This is a genomic window from Cellulosimicrobium sp. PMB13, from assembly GCF_051294865.1.
In the GTDB taxonomy this organism is placed as follows: Bacteria; Actinomycetota; Actinomycetes; order Actinomycetales; family Cellulomonadaceae; genus Cellulosimicrobium.
The window spans coordinates 2,880,491-2,900,887 of sequence record NZ_CP145910.1 but is presented as its reverse complement, the minus strand read 5'-3'; the positions used below and the strand labels follow the sequence as shown (position 1 = coordinate 2,900,887).

Annotated in this window: 18 protein-coding genes; 3 read left to right on the top strand and 15 right to left on the bottom strand. The window is 73.8% G+C overall.

Annotated elements, in window-relative coordinates:
- Positions 1-9 precede the first annotated feature (9 nt).
- From V5D56_RS13025 to V5D56_RS13000, 6 genes are all read right to left on the bottom strand, one after another.
- On the bottom strand, positions 10-1,329 hold the full coding sequence (locus V5D56_RS13025) for a SufS family cysteine desulfurase (protein WP_435735740.1): 1,320 nt from the start codon (positions 1,327-1,329) through the stop codon (positions 10-12).
- A 49-nt stretch (positions 1,330-1,378) separates the two neighbouring features.
- Positions 1,379-2,161 carry a Fe-S cluster assembly ATPase SufC gene (gene sufC, locus V5D56_RS13020; RefSeq protein WP_435735739.1) on the bottom strand — a complete coding sequence of 261 codons (783 nt, stop codon included), beginning with the start codon at positions 2,159-2,161 and terminating at the stop codon, positions 1,379-1,381.
- A 78-nt stretch (positions 2,162-2,239) separates the two neighbouring features.
- Positions 2,240-2,584: a non-heme iron oxygenase ferredoxin subunit gene (locus V5D56_RS13015; RefSeq protein WP_435735738.1), complete on the bottom strand. Its 345-nt coding sequence runs from the start codon at positions 2,582-2,584 to the stop codon at positions 2,240-2,242.
- Positions 2,581-3,834: a Fe-S cluster assembly protein SufD gene (gene sufD, locus V5D56_RS13010; RefSeq protein WP_435735737.1), complete on the bottom strand. Its 1,254-nt coding sequence runs from the start codon at positions 3,832-3,834 to the stop codon at positions 2,581-2,583. Before sufD ends, V5D56_RS13015 begins: the two co-directional genes overlap by 4 nt.
- Before the next feature lies 1 nt (position 3,835).
- Entirely contained in the window at positions 3,836-5,296 is a 1,461-nt protein-coding gene (gene sufB, locus V5D56_RS13005; protein WP_435735736.1) for a Fe-S cluster assembly protein SufB, read from the bottom strand.
- Positions 5,297-5,334: 38 nt separating this feature from the next.
- Positions 5,335-6,048, bottom strand: coding sequence for a helix-turn-helix transcriptional regulator (locus V5D56_RS13000; RefSeq protein WP_435735735.1), 714 nt, complete (start codon positions 6,046-6,048; stop codon positions 5,335-5,337).
- A gap of 216 nt (positions 6,049-6,264) precedes the next feature.
- Between V5D56_RS13000 and V5D56_RS12995 the strand changes: the two genes are divergently transcribed.
- The 3 genes from V5D56_RS12995 to V5D56_RS12985 all read left to right on the top strand — a co-directional run bounded on the left by V5D56_RS12995 (position 6,265) and on the right by V5D56_RS12985 (position 9,097).
- Entirely contained in the window at positions 6,265-7,242 is a 978-nt protein-coding gene (locus tag V5D56_RS12995) for an ABC transporter ATP-binding protein (protein ID WP_435735734.1), read from the top strand.
- Entirely contained in the window at positions 7,239-8,051 is an 813-nt protein-coding gene (locus tag V5D56_RS12990; RefSeq protein ID WP_435735733.1) for an ABC transporter permease, read from the top strand. The genes V5D56_RS12995 and V5D56_RS12990 overlap by 4 nt, the downstream gene beginning before the upstream one ends.
- Before the next feature lie 68 nt (positions 8,052-8,119).
- A complete protein-coding gene (locus tag V5D56_RS12985; protein WP_435735732.1) occupies positions 8,120-9,097 on the top strand; it encodes a COX15/CtaA family protein in 978 nt (325 codons plus the stop codon).
- A 281-nt stretch (positions 9,098-9,378) separates the two neighbouring features.
- On the opposite strand, the gene V5D56_RS12980 is transcribed toward V5D56_RS12985, so the two are convergent.
- The 9 genes from V5D56_RS12980 to V5D56_RS12940 form a co-directional block, all read right to left on the bottom strand.
- On the bottom strand, positions 9,379-9,990 hold the full coding sequence (locus tag V5D56_RS12980; protein ID WP_435735731.1) for an NUDIX domain-containing protein: 612 nt from the start codon (positions 9,988-9,990) through the stop codon (positions 9,379-9,381).
- 60 nt (positions 9,991-10,050) lie between these two features.
- On the bottom strand, positions 10,051-11,724 hold the full coding sequence (locus V5D56_RS12975; RefSeq protein ID WP_435739032.1) for a CTP synthase: 1,674 nt from the start codon (positions 11,722-11,724) through the stop codon (positions 10,051-10,053).
- Positions 11,725-11,825: 101 nt separating this feature from the next.
- Entirely contained in the window at positions 11,826-13,484 is a 1,659-nt protein-coding gene (gene murJ / locus V5D56_RS12970; RefSeq protein ID WP_435735730.1) for a murein biosynthesis integral membrane protein MurJ, read from the bottom strand.
- Complete coding sequence (locus tag V5D56_RS12965) at positions 13,481-14,320, bottom strand: hypothetical protein (RefSeq protein ID WP_435735729.1); 840 nt, start codon at positions 14,318-14,320, stop codon at positions 13,481-13,483. Before V5D56_RS12965 ends, murJ begins: the two co-directional genes overlap by 4 nt.
- Before the next feature lies 1 nt (position 14,321).
- Complete coding sequence (locus tag V5D56_RS12960; protein WP_435735728.1) at positions 14,322-15,365, bottom strand: copper transporter; 1,044 nt, start codon at positions 15,363-15,365, stop codon at positions 14,322-14,324.
- A 148-nt stretch (positions 15,366-15,513) separates the two neighbouring features.
- Positions 15,514-16,698: a putative cytokinetic ring protein SteA gene (gene steA, locus V5D56_RS12955; RefSeq protein ID WP_435735727.1), complete on the bottom strand. Its 1,185-nt coding sequence runs from the start codon at positions 16,696-16,698 to the stop codon at positions 15,514-15,516.
- Between the two features lie 6 nt (positions 16,699-16,704).
- Positions 16,705-18,462, bottom strand: a complete 1,758-nt coding sequence (recN, locus tag V5D56_RS12950; RefSeq protein WP_435735726.1) for a DNA repair protein RecN — start codon at positions 18,460-18,462, stop codon at positions 16,705-16,707.
- 2 nt (positions 18,463-18,464) lie between these two features.
- Positions 18,465-19,454 carry an NAD kinase gene (locus tag V5D56_RS12945; protein ID WP_435735725.1) on the bottom strand — a complete coding sequence of 330 codons (990 nt, stop codon included), beginning with the start codon at positions 19,452-19,454 and terminating at the stop codon, positions 18,465-18,467.
- The gene (locus V5D56_RS12940; RefSeq protein ID WP_435735724.1) at positions 19,451-20,395 is read right to left on the bottom strand and encodes a TlyA family RNA methyltransferase; all 945 of its coding nucleotides are present in this window, start codon (positions 20,393-20,395) and stop codon (positions 19,451-19,453) included. Before V5D56_RS12940 ends, V5D56_RS12945 begins: the two co-directional genes overlap by 4 nt.
- Positions 20,396-20,397: the final 2 nt, after the last annotated feature.

Sequence of the window (20,397 nt, the reverse complement as noted above, 5' to 3'; positions counted from 1 at the left end):
GGAGTCCTCTCAGTCCACCGAGAAGAACGCGCGGACCCCCGCCAACGCTTCCCGGAACGCGTCGACGTCCTCGCGCGTCGTGTACACGGACGCGGACGCGCGCGCCGTGGCCGCGACGCCGAACCGGCGGTGCAGGGGCTGCGCGCAGTGGTGACCGACGCGCACGGCGATGCCCGCGTCGTCGAGCACCTGCCCGACGTCGTGCGCGTGCACGCCGTCCACGACGAACGACACGACCGCGAGCCGGTCGACCGGCTCGCCCGGCCCGACGATCCGCACTCCCGGGATCTCCCCGATCCGCAGGAGCTCGGCCGCGAGCTCGTGCTCGTGCGCGGCGACGCCCTCCATGCCGAGCTCGTCCAGGTATCTCGCCGCCGCGCCGAAGCCGACGACCTGCGCGACGGGCTGCGTGCCCGCCTCGAACCGCTGGGGCGGCGCCATGTACGACGACTCGGTCATCGTGACGACCTCGATCATCGACCCGCCGGTCGTCACCGGCGGCAGCGCCTCGAGCAGCTCACGCCGCCCGTAGAGCGCGCCGACGCCCGTCGGGCCGAGCATCTTGTGCGCGGAGAACACCGCGAAGTCGACGCCGAGCGCGGGCAGGTCGACGGGCAGGTGCGGCACGGACTGGCACGCGTCGAGCACCGTGAGCGCGCCGACCTCGCGCGCGCGGGCCACGATCGGCGCGACCGGCGTGATCGCGCCCGTCACGTTGGAGACGTGCGTGAACGCGACGACACGCGTGCGCTCGGTGATGACCGTGGCCGCGTCCTCGACCCGCACGCGCCCGTCGTCGTCGACCTCGAACCACCGCAGGACGGCGCCCGTGCGGGCGGCGAGCTCCTGCCACGGCACGATGTTCGCGTGGTGCTCCGCCTCGGTGACGACGATCTCGTCGCCCGGCGCGAGCGCGAAGCGGCGCGCCGCCTCTCCCCCGCGACCGAGCGTCGCGTTCGACAGGCCGTACGCGACGAGGTTGATCGCCGCCGTGGCGCCCGACGTCCAGACGATCTCCCCGGGCCGCGCACCGACGAACGCGGCCACGTCGGCCCGCGCGGCCTCGAACGCCTCGGTGGCCTCCTCGGCGAGCTGGTGCGCACCGCGGTGCACCGCGGCGTTGCGCTCCTCGTAGAAGTCGACCTCGGTGTCGAGGACGACCTGCGGCTTCTGCGACGTCGCCGCGGAGTCGAGGTAGACCAGCGGACGACCACCGCGCACGGTGCGCTCGAGCAGCGGGAAGTCCGCCCGCACGGCGGCGAGCTCACCGGCCGACAGGCGCGACGGGCTGCCGTCGAGCTGTCCGGCGGTGTGCGCGGTGGTCGTCATGGTCGTCTCCTCGAAGTCCTTCGGCGCCGGTCGGTCCGGGACCGCTCGGTCAGGCGGACGCCGCCGCGGCGGACTCGACCGAGCCACCGAGGTAGCGGTCGTAGCCCTCTTCCTCGAGGCGGTCGGCGAGCTCCGAGCCACCCTCCTCCGCGACCTTGCCGTCGACGAAGACGTGGACGAAGTCCGGCTTGATGTAGCGCAGGATGCGCGTGTAGTGCGTGATGAGGAGGATGCCCGCGTCGGTGTTCCCGTGGACGCGGTTGACGCCCTCGGAGACGATGCGCAGCGCGTCGACGTCGAGGCCCGAGTCGGTCTCGTCGAGGACGGCGAACTTCGGGCTGAGGAGCTCCATCTGGAGGATCTCGTGACGCTTCTTCTCACCGCCGGAGAAGCCCTCGTTGACCGAGCGCTCCGCGAACGACGCGTCCATGCGCAGGCGCTCCATGGCGCCCTTGACGTCCTTGGTCCAGTGGCGCAGCGCGGGCGCCTCGCCGTCGATCGCGGTCTTCGCGGTGCGCAGGAAGTTCGAGACGCTCACGCCCGGGACCTCGACGGGGTACTGCATCGCGAGGAACAGGCCGGCACGGGCACGCTCGTCGACGCTCATGGCGAGGACGTCCTCGCCGTCGAGCGTCACGGTGCCGCTCGTCACCTGGTACTTGGGGTGACCGGCGATGGAGTAGGCGAGCGTGGACTTGCCCGAGCCGTTCGGGCCCATGATGGCGTGGACCTCGCCGCTGTTGATGGTCAGGTCGACGCCGCGCAGGATCGGCTTCGGCCCTTCCTTGGTCTCGACGCTGACGTGCAGGTCGCGGATCTCGAGAGTGGACATCTGGTTCTTCTCCAAGAGGTTCTGTGAGCTGTGGGGCGCGTGGCGCGCCGGGTCAGTGCTTGCGGATCGACGGGCGGTTCAGGTCGGGGCGACGACGCGGTCGACGTCGACGAGCACCTGCTCACCGTCGACCGTCACCGGGTAGACGGGCACCGGCCGCATCGCGGGCAGCGCGGTCGGCATCCCGGTCCGCAGGTCGAACTGCGAGCCGTGCAGCCAGCACTCGACGAAGCAACCCTCGACCTCGCCGTCCGACAGGGACACCGCCCCGTGGGAGCAGATGTCCGAGATCGCGTGCCAGTCGCCGTCCCCGTCGCGCACGACGGCGACCTCGACGACCCGCCCGTCGGCGGCCGGGAGCTCGACGCGCAGCGCCTCCTCCGGACCGAGGTCCGCCGTCGAGCAGGCGGGCTGTGCGGTCACGCCGAGGCCTCGGCGGGCTCGGCGCTCCCGTCGATGATCGACATGGACTTGCTGAGCTCGCGCTCGATCGCCTCGAGCAGGCGCTCCTCGACCGACGCGACGCCGATCTCCTGGATCAGCTCGGCGAAGAACCCGCGCACGACGAGGCGGCGCGCCTCGATCTCGGGGATGCCGCGGGCCTGCAGGTAGAAGAGCTGCTCGTCGTCGAAGCGGCCGGTCGCCGACGCGTGGCCCGCGCCCTCGATCTCGCCCGTCTCGATCTCGAGGTTCGGCACGGAGTCCGCGCGCGCACCGTCGGTGAGGACCAGGTTGCGGTTGAGCTCGTACGTGTCGGTGCCCTCGGCGGACGCCTGGATGAGCACGTCGCCCACCCACACCGTGTGCGCGCCCTCGCCCTGCAGCGCGCCCTTGTACGTCACGCGCGACTTGCAGCGCGGCACGGCGTGGTCGACGAACAGGCGGTGCTCCTGGTGCTGGTCCGCGTCCGCGAAGTAGAGACCGACCATCTCGACCTCGCCGCCCTCGGCGGTGAACTCGGCGTCCGGCGTCATGCGCACGACGTCGCCGCCGAGCGTCACGACGACGTGCTTGAGACGCGCGTCGCGACCGATGCGGGCACGGTGCGACGAGGCGTGCACGGCGCCGTCGGCCCAGTCCTGGACCGAGACGACGGTGAGCTGTGCGCCGTCCTCGACGACGATCTCGACCGTCTCGTTGAGCGTCGCGGTGCCGACGTGGTCGAGCACGACGACGGCCTCGGAGTGCCGCTCGGCACGCACGAGGACGTGGCTCGCGGTCGGCGTGGGGCCGTGGCCCTCGACGCGCACCGAGGTCACGTCGGACGCGACGGCCTCCTTCGGCACGGTGATGACGGTCGCCTGCTCGAAGGAGTTCCACGCCGTGACGGCGGTGCGGTCGCCCGGCTTGCCGGCCGTGCCGAGCCGCTCGTCGCCGCGACCGACGATCGAGACCTGCACCTCGGGTGCCTCGACGACCGTGACGCGCACGTCGCCGCCGCCGGACTGGCCGACGAGCCGGTCCTCGAACAGCGGGGCGAGCCGCGCGACGGGCGAGAAGCGCCACTCCTCCTCGCGCCCGGAGGGCACGGGGATGTCGGCGAGGTCGAACGACGTGAGGCGCTCGGCGCGCGAGCCCTGCGGGACGACGCCGTGGGAGTGCGCCCCGTCGGCCTGCGCGCGCGAGTGGTCGGTGGTCAGTCCGGCCTCTTCGGGAATGGTGGTGGTGGTCATATCAGCCGACGGACCCTTCCATCTGCAGCTCGATGAGGCGGTTGAGCTCGAGCGCGTACTCCATGGGCAGCTCGCGCGCGATGGGCTCGACGAACCCGCGCACGATCATGGCCATCGCCTCGGTCTCCTCCATGCCCCGGGACATGAGGTAGAACAGCTGGTCCTCGCTCACCCGCGAGACCGTCGCCTCGTGCCCCATGGACACGTCGTCCTCGCGGACGTCGACGTACGGGTAGGTGTCGGACCGGGAGATCTGGTCGACGAGGAGCGCGTCGCACAGCACGGTCGAGGCCGAGTGCGCGGCACCCTCGAGCACCTGGACCAGACCGCGGTAGGACGTGCGGCCACCGCCGCGCGCGACCGACTTCGAGACGATCGACGACGACGTGTGGGGCGCCGCGTGCACCATCTTGGCGCCCGCGTCCTGGTGCTGGCCCTCGCCCGCGAACGCGATCGAGAGCGTCTCGCCGCGCGCGTGCTCGCCGAGCAGGTAGATCGCCGGGTACTTCATGGTGACCTTGGAGCCGATGTTGCCGTCGACCCACTCCATCGTCGCGCCCTCGGCCGCGGTCGCCCGCTTCGTCACGAGGTTGTACACGTTGTTCGACCAGTTCTGGATGGTCGTGTAGCGCACGCGCGCGTTCTTCTTGACGATGATCTCGACGACCGCGGAGTGCAGCGAGTCGCTCGAGTAGATCGGCGCGGTGCAGCCCTCGACGTAGTGCACGTACGAGCCCTCGTCCGCGATGATCAGCGTCCGCTCGAACTGGCCCATGTTCTCCGTGTTGATGCGGAAGTAGGCCTGGAGCGGGATCTCGACGTGCACGCCCGGCGGCACGTAGACGAACGAGCCGCCCGACCACACGGCCGAGTTGAGCGCCGCGAACTTGTTGTCGCCCGACGGGATGACCGTGCCGAAGTACTCCTGGAAGAGCTCCGGGTAGTCGCGCAGACCGGTGTCCGTGTCGACGAAGATGACGCCCTGCTCCTCGAGGTCCTCGCGGATCTGGTGGTACACGACCTCGGACTCGTACTGCGCGGCGACGCCCGCGACGAGGCGCTGCTTCTCCGCCTCCGGGATGCCGAGCCGGTCGTACGTGGCCTTGATGTCCTCGGGCAGGTCGTCCCAGCTCGTGGCCTGCTTCTCCGTGGAGCGCACGAAGTACTTGATCTTGTCGAAGTGGATGCCCGTGAGGTCGGAGCCCCAGCTCGGCATGGGCTTCTTGTCGAACAGGCGCAGCGCCTTCAGGCGGGCCTTGAGCATCCACTCCGGCTCGTTCTTCAGCGCGGAGATGTTGCGCACGACCTCCTCGGAGAGCCCGCGCTGCGCGGACATGCCGGCGGCGTCGCTGTCGTGCCAGCCGTACTCGTAGGAGCCGATCGAGGCGATGATCTCGTCGTCGGTCTGCTTCTCACCGGTCGGCAGAGCCGTGCCGGCGGCGTCCTGGGTGGGAGCGCTCATGGTGTTCCTTCCACTGTCCGTCGATGCGGAGGGGGCGGTCAGTATCGGTCGGGGGTCGGGGGCGATGGCCGGAGGGGGATGTTCGTCGTGCACGCGTGCCCGCCCCCGGCGAGGGTCGCGAGCCGCTGCACGTGCGACCCGAGGAGCCGGGCGAAGACCTGGGCCTCGGCCTCGCACAGCTGCGGGAACTCCTCCGCCACGTGCTGCACGGGGCAGTGCCCCTGGCACAGCTGCACGGCCGAGGTCCCCGGGACGGGACGGACGCTCGCCGCGTAGCCGTCGTCCGCGAGCGCCGCGGCGAGCTGGGCGGCCCGCCCCTCGACGTCGTCGGCGTCGAGACGCGCGGCGTAGCGCTCGCCGAGCTCGGCGAGCCGTTCCTGCGCGAACCGCTCGACGGCGTCGGGACCGGCGACGTCACGCAGGAAGCGCAGCGCCTCGGTCGCGAGGTCGGCGTAGGTGCCCGACAGCTCACCCTGCCCGGCGGACGTCGCCACGTACCGCCGCGCGGGGCGGCCGCGCATCCCGGTGGGATGACCGGCGTCGTGCACGGCGACGAGGTCGTCGTCCTCGAGGAGGGCGAGGTGGCGGCGGACCGCGGCCGGGGTGAGGCCGAGGGTCGCCGCGAGGTCGGCGGCGCTCACGGGGCCCGCGCCCGCGACGAGCTCGAGCACGCGCTCGCGCGTGCGTCCGTCCGCGTCCGCGGGGTGCACGACGGGGCGCAGCATGCCGGGCGGTGTCGTTCCTGCTGCCATGCTCACCTCCTGCGTCACGTCCACGGGTCGTCGGTGGATCCGGCGAGTCGCTCGCGCGCACGGCGCGGCCCCGATATAGAGAACATGGTTGTTCCCTAATTGCCTGAGCGCAAGCAAGGCCACCCTCAGACGGGGCCAGGTGTGGCGTACGCGACACCTGTCGCGCCGGGGCGGGGTGCGCGGTCCGGGCGCCCGCCGGGCCCCTAGAATCGGCGGGTGCCCGCCCCCGCCGTGCTCGTGCACGACCTCGTGAAGCGCTACGACGGTCGCGCCGTCGTCGACGGCGTGTCGCTCACCGCCGAGCGCGGCGCGATCACCGCGGTCCTCGGTCCGAACGGCGCCGGCAAGACGACGACGGTCGAGTGCTGCGAGGGACTGCGCGCTCCCGACGCCGGTCGTGTCCGGGTGCTCGGTCTCGACCCGGTGACCGACGCGCGCGACCTGCGCCCGCGCGTCGGCGTGATGCTCCAGGACGGCGGTCTGCCGACCGGCGTCCGCGCGCTCGAGATGCTGCGGCACGTCGCCTCCATGTACGCGGACCCCCGCGACGTCGGCGAGCTCACCGAGCGACTGGGTCTCGAGAGCTTCGCGCGCACGACCGTGCGCCGTCTCTCGGGCGGCCAGCGGCAGCGGCTCGCGCTCGCCGCGGCCGTCGTCGGGAGGCCGGAGGTCGTGTTCCTCGACGAGCCGAGCGCGGGCATGGACCCGCAGAGCCGCCACGCCGTGTGGGAGCTCGTCCGCGAGCTGCGCGCGGACGGCGTGGGCATCGTCCTCACGACGCACCTCATGGACGAGGCCGAAGACCTGGCCGACAGCGTGTACGTCGTCGACCAGGGGAAGGTCATCGCCGCGGGCGCGACCCGCGACCTCCTCGAGACCGGGTCCGACGGCGAGGCGGACCGCACGGTGCGCTTCGAGGCCGCGACCGGTCTCGACCTGGACGGCCTCGTCGCCGCGCTCGCCGGAGCCGACGGCGCCGGCACGTCCGGTCCCGACGACGCCGCACGGCCCGCGTGGGCCGTCGCGGAGCCGCAGCCCGGCTCCTACACGCTCACGGGTCCCGCCGATCCCGCCACGCTCGTGGCGCTCACGACGTGGCTCGCCGCGCGCGACGTCCTCGCGTCGCGCGTCACGGTGGGCCGCCGCACGCTCGAGGACGTGTTCCTCGACCTCACGGGACGGCACCTGCGATGACCTCGCCCGAGAACCTGTCGACGACGGCGCCCGCCACGACGGGCGGCGCGCCGTCCCCGAGCGTGCTCGCCGCGCCCGCGTGGCGCCGCGTCGCGGCGCAGACGGCCTTCGAGACGCGCATGATCCTGCGCAACGGCGAGCAGCTGCTCGTGACGATCATCCTGCCCGTGATGCTGCTGCTCGGTCTCGTCCTGACCTCGTTCGTCGAGCTGGACACGGACGGCGCGTCGCGCGTCGACTTCGTGACGCCCGGCGTCCTCGCGCTCGCCGTGATGTCGACGGCGTTCACCTCCCAGGCCATCGCGACGGCGTTCGACCGTCGCAACGGCGTGCTGCGCCTCATGTCGACCACTCCCCTGGGCCGCGGCGGGCTGCTCGCGGGCAAGGTGCTGGGCGTGCTCGCGGTCGAGGTCGTCCAGGTCGTCGTCATCTCCGGCGTCGCGCTGGCCCTCGGCTGGCAGCCCGTCCTCGCGGGCGTCCCCGCCGCCCTGCTCGCGGTCCTGCTCGGCACGGCGGCGTTCACGTCGCTCGCGATGCTGCTGGCCGGCACCCTGCGCGCGGAGGGGGTGCTCGCCGTCGCGAACCTCGTGCTCGTGCTGCTCACGGTCGGCGGCGGGGTCCTCGTCCCCGCGGACCAGCTCCCCGGACCGCTCGCGCACGTCGCGCTCCTGCTCCCCTCGGGCGCGCTGGGCGAGGCGATGCGCGGCGCGCTCCTCGACGGCAGCGTCCCGCCGTTCTCCGTCGTCGTCCTGCTCGGCTGGACCGCCGCGCTCGGCTGGGGCGCGGGCAAGCTCTTCCGCTGGACCTGAGCCGGCTCGGGCGCATCTCACACGCGCAGGATTCCGGGCGCGCACGAGGGCCCGGATACCGTGGGACCGTGAGCACACCGCCCCCCGCGCTCGATCCCGCCGCCACCGACCGCGCCGCTGCCGGCACCACAGCACGCGCCACCGGAGACGGCGCGGGCCGACCCGACCGGCTCGCGCCGCTGCGACGCTGGACCCGTCCCGTGCTCGTCGCGAACCTCGTGGCACAGATCGGCATCATCGTCACGGGCGGCGCGGTCCGGCTCACCGGTTCCGGTCTCGGGTGCTCCACGTGGCCCCAGTGCGAGCCGGGTCAGTTCACGGCCCAGTTCCACCCCGAGACGACGTACCACCAGTTCGTCGAGTTCGGGAACCGCACGCTCACCGGCGTGCTGAGCGTCATCGCGGTCGCTGCCCTCGTGCTGGTCTGGACGGACCGCTCGCGCGTCCTGTCGTACCGCCTGCTCGGCGCGGTCCCGCTCCTGGGCGTCGCGGCACAGGCCGTCATCGGCGGCGTCATCGTGCTGCTCCACCTGCACCCGGGCTGGGTGTCGCTCCACTTCGTCGTCTCGGCCGCGCTCGTGGCCGTCTCGCTCCTGCTCCTGCACCGCTCCGGAGAGGGCGACGGCCCTCCGGTCCCCACCGTCGACCGCACGACGCGGACCCTTGCCTGGGTCCTCGGAGGTCTGACGGCGGTCGTCGTGGTGCTCGGTGTCATCACGACGGGCGCCGGCCCGCACAGCGGGGACTCCGAGGTCGGCTACCGGCTCGCCGTCGACCCGGCCGTCATGAGCAAGCTCCATGCGTGGTCCGTGTGGGCGTTCGTGGCGGTCCTGGTCGTGTACCTCGTCCGGGTCCGGACGGCACCCGCCGCGGTCCGCCGCGCTGCGTGGACCCTTCTGGCGATCACGCTCGCGCAGGGTGGGATCGGCTACGTGCAGTACTTCACGGGACTGCCCGCGCTCCTCGTCGGGCTCCACATGCTCGGGTCCGCCCTGCTCGTGGCCGGGACGACGCGCGTCGTCCTCACCACCCGCACCCGCGCCTGACGCACACGGCCCGCGCACCGTCCCCCTGGTCGTGCGCGGCCCTTCCGGGTTCGCGGCGGGCCGTGGGTGCGCCGGTCCCGACCGCGGGTGGCGCGTCGTCGGTGCTCGGGCTGCCGCGCCGTCACCGCGGCCGTCCGGCCGGCGGTTCCCGAGCGCGGCTCTGACGCCCTTCGCTTCCGACGCCGCCCCACCCGCCGAGCCATCACCTCACCACGGCAGTGCCCACGAAGGCCGGCGAACCCGGGGGCGAGCCGAGACCAGGGCTCTACCTCGGCAGCACGTCAGCCGCCGCGGCGCTCAGGCCAGGGCGCGTCCGCCGGGCGGAGGGTCGACCAGCCCGCCGCGCGCGCCGCCGACGCGGCGAGGAGGCCGACGACGGCGGACGGGTTGTGCACGTCGCCGCGCAGCACCGCGGCCACGGCGTCGTCGAGCGGCACCCAGCGCAGCTCCATGTCGAGCTCCTCGGCCTCGCGCGCGAACCGCTCGCCGTCGGGGACGGGTGCCAGGTCGCGTGCCAGGAACACGCGCAGGGCCTCGTTCGAGCCTCCCGGCGTCGTGTAGTAGTCGACGAGGACGTCCCAGCGCGCGGCGCGCAGGTCCGCCTCCTCCGCGAGCTCGCGCGCACCGGCGAGCTGAGCGTCCTCGCCGTCGACGTCGAGGAGGCCAGCGGGGGGCTCCCACAGCTCGCGCCGCACCGGGTGCCGGTACTGGCGCAGCAGGAGGACGCGATCGTCGTCGTCCAGGACGACGACCGCGACCGCGCCCGGGTGGTCGAGGTACTCGCGCGTCACAGGCCCGTCACCGAGCTCGACCACGTCGGAGCGCAGGTCGAAGACGCGGCCCGCGTGCACGACGGAGGTCTCGGAGACCGGCCGCGGGGCGAGGGAGTCCACGACGGGTCCGTCGGTGGGCGGACCGTCCGGCGACGTCGCGTCGCCCAGGTCGGCGGCCACTCAGTCCGCCTGGTTCTCGAGCGCGGCCGCGACGAGCCCGGCGAACAGCGGGTGCGCACGGGTCGGGCGCGACTTGAACTCCGGGTGCGCCTGCGTGCTCACGTAGTACGGGTGCACGTCCGCCGGCAGCTCGACGAACTCCACGAGCGACGAGTCGGGCGACGCGCCCGAGACGACGAGCCCGGCCTCCTCGAGGCGCTGGCGGTAGGCGTTGTTCACCTCGTAGCGGTGGCGGTGACGCTCCGAGACGCGCTCCGCGCCGTACGTCTTCGCGACGACCGACCCGGGCACGAGGGCCGCCTCGTACGAGCCGAGGCGCATCGTGCCGCCCAGGTCGCCGTCGCCACCGACGATCGCGAGCTGCTCCTCCATGGTCGCGATGACGGGGTCCGAGGTCTCCGGGTGGAACTCCGTCGACGACGCGTCCGCGATGCCGAGCACGTTGCGCGCGTACTCGATGACCATCGACTGGAGGCCGAGGCAGATCCCGAGCGTCGGGACCTTGCTCTCGCGCGCCCAGCGCAGCGCCCCGAGCTTGCCCTCGATGCCGCGCACCCCGAAGCCTCCCGGCACGAGGACCGCGTCCACGCCGTGGAGCGCGTCGTCCGCGCCGGCCGGCGTCTGGCACTCGTCCGACGCGACCCAGCGGATCGTGACCTTCGCGTCGTTGGCGAAGCCGCCCGCGCGCAGCGCCTCCGTGACCGACAGGTAGGCGTCCGGCAGGTCGATGTACTTGCCGACGAGCGCGACCTCGACCTGGTGGGCGGGCTCGTGCACCCGCTCGAGGAGCTGGCTCCAGCCGTCCCACTCGACGTCGTGGAACGGCAGGCCGAGGCGGCGCACGACGTAGGCGTCGAGGCCCTCGGAGTGCAGCACGCGCGGGATGTCGTAGATGCTCGGCGCGTCGACGGCGTTGACGACGGCCTCGTTGTCGACGTCGCACATGAGCGCGATCTTGCGCTTGACCGGCTCGGGCACGACGCGGTCGGCGCGCAGGACGATCGCGTCGGGCTGGATGCCGATCGAGCGCAGCGCCGCGACCGAGTGCTGCGTCGGCTTGGTCTTCAGCTCGCCCGAGGGGCCGATGTACGGCACGAGGGAGACGTGCAGGAAGAACACGTCGTCGCGGCCGAGCTCGTGGCGCACCTGGCGTGCGGCCTCGAGGAACGGCTGCGACTCGATGTCGCCGACCGTGCCGCCGACCTCCGTGATGATGACGTCGACGTCCTCGCCGGCCTGGGCGCGCATGCGGGACTTGATCTCGTCGGTGATGTGCGGGATCACCTGGACCGTGTCGCCGAGGTACTCGCCGCGCCGCTCGCGCGCGATGACCTGCGAGTACACCTGGCCGGTCGTGACGTTCGCGGTCGCCTCGAGGTCGACGTCGAGGAAGCGCTCGTAGTGCCCGATGTCCAGGTCCGTCTCGGCACCGTCCTCGGTGACGAACACCTCGCCGTGCTGGAACGGGTTCATCGTCCCGGGATCGACGTTGAGGTACGGGTCCAGCTTCTGCATGGTGACCCGCAGCCCGCGCGAGCGGAGCAGACGACCGAGGCTCGAGGCGGTCAGGCCCTTGCCGAGCGAGGAGGCGACGCCGCCGGTGACGAAGACGTGCGCGGTGCGGTGCTCGGATCGAGCGCCCGAGGCGTTGAGGCGGGAGGAGGGCCGGTTCAGGTGATCTGCCACGGAACTCCATCCTAACAGCGGCCCGGGCGACGGCACGCGGGCACGGCGTCGGCGCGGCGTCGCGAGTCTCACACCGCGCCGCCCTGTGCTCAGGACGACGACGTGTCGACGGTCCCGTCCTCGGCCCGCGACGGCTCCGGCGCGCCACGGCGGACGACGCCCAGCAGGGCGGGGCGGTCGACCAGGAGCGACGCCCCCAGGACGACGAGGCCCGCGGCCATCGCGGCGACGGCCCCGACGCCGACGGCCGCGAGCCAGCCCGCGTCGTCGGGCAGGAGCACGCGGGACAGCAGCGCGCCGAGCGTGGCTCCTGCGGCGGCGCCGGCACCCGTGACGAGGAGCGTGCGCAGCACGCCGGCGACCGCCGCGACCCCGGCGAGGCGCCGGACGCCGAGGAGCAGGCCGACGCCCGCGACGGTCATGCCGAGCGTCGTGGCGAGGCCGAGCATCGAGAGCACGCCCCCCGCGTCACGCACCCCTGTCACGGCCGGCAGGACGAACGCGGCGACGGCGACGACGACCCAGCCGGCGACCGTCGCCGCCACGGCGACGCGCTGGTGGTCGATCGTGTAGAGCGCGCGCGACAGGTGCAGGATCAGGGCGAACCCGACGATGCCGGGCGCCATCCACGCGACGCCCGCACCGAGGCCCTCGACGGACGTCCGCGCGACGGCGTCGAACACCACCTCGACGGGCCCGGACGCCGCGACGAGGGCCGCGACCCCGAGCCCCGAGACCACGAGCAGCGCGCGCGTCGTGGTCGCGAGCAGCCCGCGGAAACGGTCTCGGTCGCCGTGCGCGACGTGCTCGGCGAGCCGCGGGAAGGTGCTCGTCGCGAGCGGGAACGCGAGCACCGCGTACGGGAGGAGGTAGACCTGCTGCACGAAGGTGTACGTCGGGAACGTCGACAAGGGGCCGAACTGCAGCGCGGCGCCCATCGCGGCGAGCACGGAGAGCTGCTGCGCCACGAGCGCCCCGACGCCCGCGAGCGCGAGGTTGCGCGCCCGCACACCCTCGCCGTGCGGGAACCGCAGGCGCGGCCGCAGCCGGGTCCCGGTGCGCAGGACGGGCCCGACGAGCGGGATCGCGAGGACGGCGACCCCGATGGTCGTCCCCCACCCGAGCCAGGCGATCGCCTGGCCGGAGAGCGCCGCGACGTCCTCCTGGTTGCCGTCGGCCAGGCCGACGAACACGAGGTACACGGCGATGACCGCGAGGCTCGACAGCAGCGGTGAGAACGCCTGCCAGAAGAAGCGCTTGTGCGCCTGGAGGATGCCGCCGAGCACGACGGCGACCCCGTAGAGCGGGACCTGGAGCGCGAACACGCGGACGAACGTCGCCGTGACGTCGACGAGCTCCGGGTGCTTCGTCATGAGCACCGTGGCGATCGGCTCCGCGAGCAGCGCGAGCAGCGCGCCGAGCGGCACGAGCACGAGCAGCGTCCAGCCGAGCACCGCCGACGCGATGCGCGAGACGTCCTCCTGCGAGCGCCGGGCGATCGGCCCGGCGAGCAGCGGCACGACGGCGCCTGCGAGCGCGCCGCCCGCGGCGACCTCGAACAGCACGTTGGGCAGAATGTTCGCCGAGGTGTACGCCGTCCCGACGCCGGTCGTGCCCAGCGTCGACGACAGCACGAGCGAGCGCGCGAAGCCGACGAGGCGGCTCGCGACCGTCACGACCGTGATCATGACGGCCGCTCCCGCGAGCGTCTGGGTCGCCGCGCGCAGGCGCCCGGAGCGTCCGCTCACGCGGCGCGCCGCCCCCACGTGTCGACGCGCCGCAGCACGTCGTTGCCCTCGATGACCGCGGAGAAGCTGACCTTCTCGCTCACCAACGTCAGGCCCACGACGCCTGCGAGCGCGAGCCAGCGCACGGCCCGCGGAGCCGCGAACGCGACCTGGCTCCCGAGCACGGCGCCCAGGCCGTTGGCGCCGCAGTCGCCGAGCATGTCGCGCTCGCCGAGGTCCGCCGGTGCCGCCGCGGCGCCCGCTCCGAGGACGGCGCCCGTCGTCCCACCGGTCGCCGACGCCGTGAACGGCACCGAGACGAGGGCGGACGCCTTGAGGGCGCGGCCCGGTCGCAGGTCGAGGAGGTTCACGAGGTTCGCGGTCCCGGCGACGAGTGCACCGTTCACGCCGACGTCGACGAGGTGGCCGAGCACCGAGCCGCGGCGCCGCGTCCCGACGGCCGCCGCGACGAGCGACGTGGCACCGATGCCCAGGACCTTGAGGCCCCCCGTCGTCACCTGGCCGCGCGCGAGCGCCCCCAGGTGACCACGCAGTCCCTTGGTCCGCGTGGAGGTGTCCTCCGCGAGATCGTCGACGAGGCCGAAGGCGCCGCCGCCCGCCGCCGCGAGCGCGGTCGCCGTGCGCGAGCGCGCGTCCCCGCTCGACGCCAGGGCTCCTGTGACGAGCCCCGCGGCGACCGCCGGTCCTTCGAGGAGGCTGATGGGCTCGCCGCGGTGGTTCGTGCGCGTCCAGCGCTCGGCACCGCCCGGGGACAGCTCGCCGAGGGCCCGCCGCACGACGGCCGTCGTGCCTGCGGCGACCGTGGCCGCCCGGAGCACGGCTCCCGCGCGCGCCACGTCAGCCCTCGCCCTGGTCGGTCGACGTGCTCGTCGGGGTGCCCTCGGCGTCCTCCGAGCCGCGGACGACGGGGGGCAGCTCGACCGCCGGCGGCAGGACCGCCGTCGCGCTCTCCTCGAACCCGAACTGCCCGACCTGGTCGGCGAGCCGGGCCGCGAGCGCGAGCGGCACGTTGATGCGGCCGGGCTCGGCCTCGGTCCCGCTCACCGTCGACAGGTTCGCGGCGAGCTCCTCGGAGCCACGGATCGTGGAGACGAGGTCACCGGGTACCGCGGTGCTCCCGGCGACGAGCGCGGCCTGCGCGACGTCCTGCGCCGCGACGGCGACCTGGACCTCGATGTCGATGACGGTGGTGTCGGGAGCGGGCGCCTCGGTCTCCTCCGCCGCGGCCTCGGCGGCCTGCTCGGGCGCCGGTCCGGCGAGGAGGAGCACGACGTCGGCGGGCGCGACCTGCTCCTCGACCACGTCGACGAGCGCGAAGCGCTCGAGCAGCGTCTCGAGCTCCACGGCCTCGTCGCTGCGCGCGTCGGGGTCCAGCGTGGACGTCCCCGTCAGCGCGAGCGCGAGCGCGCGGGCGAGCCGCTGGTCCGTCGTGGCGTCCTCGGGCACGTCCCCGAGCTTGTCGGCCAGTCCCTCCGCCACGGTGTCCCGCGCGCTCACCTCGTCCTCGCTCGTCCACGAGTCCGTGAGCCGCACCTGCGCGACGACGCTCGCACCGGCTGCCTCGAGCTGCGCGCCGATCTGCTCGTCGCGCTCGCCGTCGGCGCCGTCCAGGTCGACGACGGCCACGCGACGGTCCTGGAGCGACCCCGCGACGAGCTGGGGGCCGGCCGCCTCGATGTAGCGCGCATCGTCGTCGAGCGTGACGTTCGCCCGGTCGAGCTCGTCGCGCAGCTCGTTGCGCTCCGCGCGCAGCTGCTCGACCTGCCCGGTGAGCTGGTCGCCGATCGCGCCCTGGAGCGGCCCCGCGCCGAGGATGATCCCGACGGCCAGAGCGAGGAAGACGGAGATCAGCGAGACGATGTGGTACCTGAAGTCGATCACTGTGCGGCGGTGTCCTTCGGTGCGTGCTGCAGGTGGTCAGGTGGTCGGGGTGCGGTCCGGGCGAACGGTGGCAGGCGGCGTCCCGCAGGCGGCCGGGCGAACCCTCGGGTGCGTCCGTGCGCCCGAGGTCGCGCCGTGGTGGCGCCGGTCAGCCTCCGCCGAACAGGGCGCCGATCCAGGAGGTGAGGTCGTCGAACCGTGCACCGAGGAGCCCGAAGAACGTCCGCCCGGCCGACGTCGACAGCAGCGCCATGACGACGGCGAACAGCCCGGCGAGCGACAGCAGCGTGAGCTGGACGTTGGAGATCCGGTGCCGGTACAGGCGCGAGACGCCCTTGGCGTCGACGAGCTTGCCCCCGACCCGCAGCCGGGTGAGGAACGTGCTCGCCATGCCGGCGCGTCCCTTGTCGAGGAACTCGACGAGCGTCGCGTGCGTGCCGACGGCGACGATGACCTCGGCACCCTTGTCGTCGGCGAGGAGCATCGCGATGTCCTCGCTCGTGCCCGTCGCCGGGAACACGACGGGGTCCACCCCGAGCTCCTTGACCCGCTCGAGCCCCGGCGCCTTGCCGTCGCGGTAGGCGTGCACGACGATCTCCGCGCCGCAGCTCAGCGCGCGGTCGGACACCGAGTCCATGTCCCCGACGATCATGTCGGGCTTCCAGCCGGCGTCGAGGATGGCGTCAGCACCCCCGTCGACCCCGATGAGCACGGGCCGGTACTCCTTGATGTACGGCCGCAGCGTCGCGAGGTCCTCGCGGTAGTGGTAGCCACGCACCACGATGAGCACCTGGCGGCCGTCGATCACGGTACGGATGTCCGGGACGCCGACGCCGTCGAGCAGGAGCTCGCGCTCGCGCCGCAGGTAGTTCATCGTGTTCTCGGCGAACGACTCGATCTCGACCGAGAGGTTCGCCCGAGCCTCCTCGAGGCTGCGCGCGACCGACTCCTGCGTCTGGACGACGCCCTCCGCGACGATGTCGTCACCGAGGAGGATCTTGTTCCCGTCGAGCCGCACCTCGCGTCCGTCGGGGATCGCCATGATCGCGGGACCGAGGTCGTCGACGAGCACGATGCCGGCCTCGACGAGGATGTCAGGGCCGAGGTTCGGGTACCTCCCGGACACGGAGCGTGCCGCGTTGAGGACGGCGGCCGGCTTCGCGGCGACCAGCGCGTCCGCCGCGACGCGGTCGATGTCGACGTGGTCGATGACCGCGACGTCCCCCGGCTGCAGCCGCTTGGTCAGGGCCTTCGTCCTGGCGTCGACCTTCGCCGGGCCCAGCGTGTCGGGTCCGGTCTCCGGCAGCGTGGTCTTGCGCAGAGTCAGCTTCATCGTGCCCTATCGTCCCACGACCGACGACTCGAGGAGCTCGTGCGCGTGCCGGAGCGCCGCGTCGGAGTCCTCCTGCCCGGACAGCATCCGCGCCAGCTCGCGCACGCGGTCCTCCCCCGTGACCTTCCGCACGCCCGTCACGGTCACCGGGCTGCTCGCGTCCCCGTCGCCGTCCCCGTCCGTGCCGTCCGGCGAGGACTTCGTCACGACGAGCTGGTCGTCGGCGAAGGCCGCGACCTGCGCGAGGTGCGTCACGACGACGACCTGCGCCCTGCGGGCGAGCGCCCCCAGCCTCCGGCCCACCTCGACGGCGGCCTTCCCGCCGACGCCGGCGTCCACCTCGTCGAACACGAACGTCGGCAGCGGCGTCCCGCTGCCCTCCGCGGCGACCGCGGACGTCGCGAGCGCGACCTCGATCGCGAGCATGACGCGCGAGAGCTCGCCTCCCGAAGCCCCCTTGCCCAGCGGACGGGGCGGGGCGCCCGGGTGCGGCGCGAGGGAGAAGGTCACCGTGTCGGCGCCCCACGGTCCCGGCTCGTCCGCCACGGCGACGTCGACCACCAGGCTCGCCCCGCTCATCGCGAGTCCACGCAGCTCGTCCGTCACCGCCGCCGCGAGCTCTGCGCCCGCGCGCTCGCGCGACGCCGTGACGGCGGCCCCGACGCTCCCGAGCTCGGCGTCGAGCGCATCACGACGCTCCGTCGCGGCGCGCAGCCGCTCCCCGCCGTCGTCCAGGTCGAGCAGGCGCAGCCCCGCGTCGCTCGCCCACGCGAGCACGTCGTCGATCGTCTGGCCGTAGCTGCGCGTGAGCGTGCCCAGCTCCGCGAGCCGCGCGTGGGACGTCTCGAGCCCCGCAGGGTCGGCCGCGAGGTCCTCGACGTACCCGGAGATCTCCGTGGCGACGTCCGCGAGGACGTAGCCGACCTCCGCGAGACGCTCGGCGAACCGGGCGAGGGCCGGGTCGGTGGGCGCCGCGGACTCGAGCGCCCGACGCGCCCGGTCGACCGACGCGACGGCGTTCTCCTGCTGCTCGGTGGCGTCGTCGCCCGCGATCGCGTCGTGCGCGAGCTGCGCCGCGACCCGGAGCTCCTCGACGTTGCCGAGGCGGGCCACCAGGGCTGTGAGCTCCGCGTCCTCGCCCGGCTGCGGGTCGACGCGCTCCACCTCCGCGAGCCCGAGGCGCAGGAGCTCGGCCTCGCGCGCCCGCTCACCGGCCCGGGCGGTGAGGTCGTCGATCTCCGCCTGGAGCGCGCTGCGTTCCACCCAGGCCGCGCGGTACCGGTCGAGCAGGGCACGGTGCTCGGGTCCCGCGAACGCGTCGAGAGCCTCGCGCTGGCGGCTCGCCGTGCGCAGCCGGAGCTGGTCCGACTGCCCGTGCACGGTCACGAGGTCGTCCGCGAGCTCGGCGAGCACCCCCTGCGGCACGCTGCGCCCGCCGAGGTGTGCGCGCGAGCGGCCTTCCGCCGCGACGGTGCGCAGCACGACGACCGTGCCGTCGTCGTCCACCTCCCCGCCCGCGTCGTCGACCCGCCGCGCGACCGCCGGTCGGTCCACGACCCGTATGCGGCCCTCGACGACCGCCGTCGCGGCGCCCGGACGCACGGTCGCCGGGTCCGCCTTGCCGCCCATGAGCAGACCCAGGCCGGTGAGCACCATGGTCTTGCCGGCGCCGGTCTCCCCCGTGATGACGGTCAGCCCCGGCCCGAGCGGCACGCGCGCCGACCGGATCACGCCGAGGTTCTCGATGACGATCTCCTCGAGCACGGTCACTCCTCCTCAGGGTCGGGGGTCGCGGTCGCGCGACTCGTCGCGGCAGACGCCGTCGAGGCGGCCGGTGCCGCAGCAGCCGGTGTCGCGGCGGCGCTGTCGGCCGCGCGCTCGCGCCAGCCCACGACGGGCAGCGAGAACTTCGAGACGAGCCGGTCCGTGAACGGGGCCGTGCTGAGCCGGGCGAACCGCAGCGGTGTGGGGCTGCGACGCACCTCCACGCGCGAGCCGTTGGGCAGGTCGATGCGGCGTCGGCCGTCGCACGTCAGCACGCCGGGCGACGCCGAGCGCGGCAGGACGTCCACGGTCACGGTCGACCGCGGACCGACCACGAGCGGGCGAGCGAAGAGCGCGTGGGCCGCGAGGGGGACGACGAGGACGGCGTCCACCTCGGGCCACATCACGGGGCCGCCCGCCGAGAACGCGTGGGCCGTGGATCCCGTCGCGGTCGCCGTCACGACGCCGTCGCACCCGAACGAGGACACCGGCCGGCCGTCGACGCCGATCGCGACCTCGATCATCCGCTCGCGCTGGGCCTTCTCGACCGTCGCCTCGTTGAGCGCCCAGCCGGCGAGCGGCTCACCGCCGTCCGGGAGGTGCACCTGCACCTCGACGACGGTGCGCTCCTCGACCGTGTAGTCCCCCGCGACGAGGCGTGCCACCGCCGCGTGGAGGTCCTCTCGCTCGCTCTCGGCGAGGAAGCCGACGTGACCGAGGTTGACGCCGAGGATCGGGACGTCGGTCCCGTGGGTGAGCTCCGCCGCACGCAGGATGGTGCCGTCACCGCCCAGGACCATGACGACCTCGGACTCGGTGACCCCTTCACGGACACGAGTGAGTGCCATGTGGTCGCCGAAGGTCTCGGCGAGGTCGTCGTCGTGGAGCGTGACGGCGAAGCCCGCGGCCTCGAGCTCGGAGACCGCCTCACGCAGCGCGACGACCGCCTCCGGGCGGCCGCCGTGGGTGACGATCAGCACGCGACGGGTCACGGTGCTCCTCCTGTCGAGCGGGTGGTCTGGACGGTCTGACGACAGGGCGCGGGCAGCACGACGGCGACGGGTGGCACCAGGGCACCAGGGGCGGGCTCCCAGGCCACGGCGCGGCGCGCGGCGTCGTCCACCGCGGCGTCGTCGACCTCGCGGGGGTCGCCCGCGCGCAGCCACCAGAAGTACTCCCGGTTCCCGCTCGGTCCCGGCAGCGGGCTGGGGACCACCGCCACGGGCCGCAGCCCGGCGAGCGCGGCGTGCCGGGCGACCGACGTGACGACCTCGGCGTGCAACGACGGGTCGCGGACCACGCCTCCGCTGCCGAGCCGGTCCCGGCCGACCTCGAACTGCGGCTTCACGAGCAGCAGGAGGTCCGTCCCGGGGCCGACGACACCGGCGACGGCCGGGAGCACCATCGCGAGCGAGATGAACGACAGGTCGCCCACCACGAGGTCCGGCACGGCGCCGACGTGCTCGGGCGCGAGGTCACGCACGTTGAGACCCTCGTGGACCTGGACCCGTGGGTCCGCGCGCAGGCCCGGGACGAGCTGGTCGTGCCCGACGTCGATCGCGACCACCTCGTCCGCCCCGCGGCGCAGGAGCACGTCGGTGAAGCCTCCCGTGGAGGCACCGAGGTCGAGGCAGCGCGCGCCGTCGACGGTCGGCGGGGCCGGCAGCCCGGCCGCACCGCCGCGCAGCGTCTCGAGCGCGTCGAGGGCGCCGGCCAGCTTGAACGCGGCCCGCGACGCATAACCGGGGTCGTCCGGGTCGGGCGCGACCTCGAGCACGGTCTGGGGCCCGACGGCGAGGGACGCCTTGGTCACCGGCCGTCCGTCCCGCGTCACCCGGCCCGCAGCAAGGAGCTCCGCCGCGTGGCGGCGCGAACGGGCCAGGCCACGTCGCACCAGCTCGCCGTCCAGACGAGACCCCGAGCCGTCGGCCACCC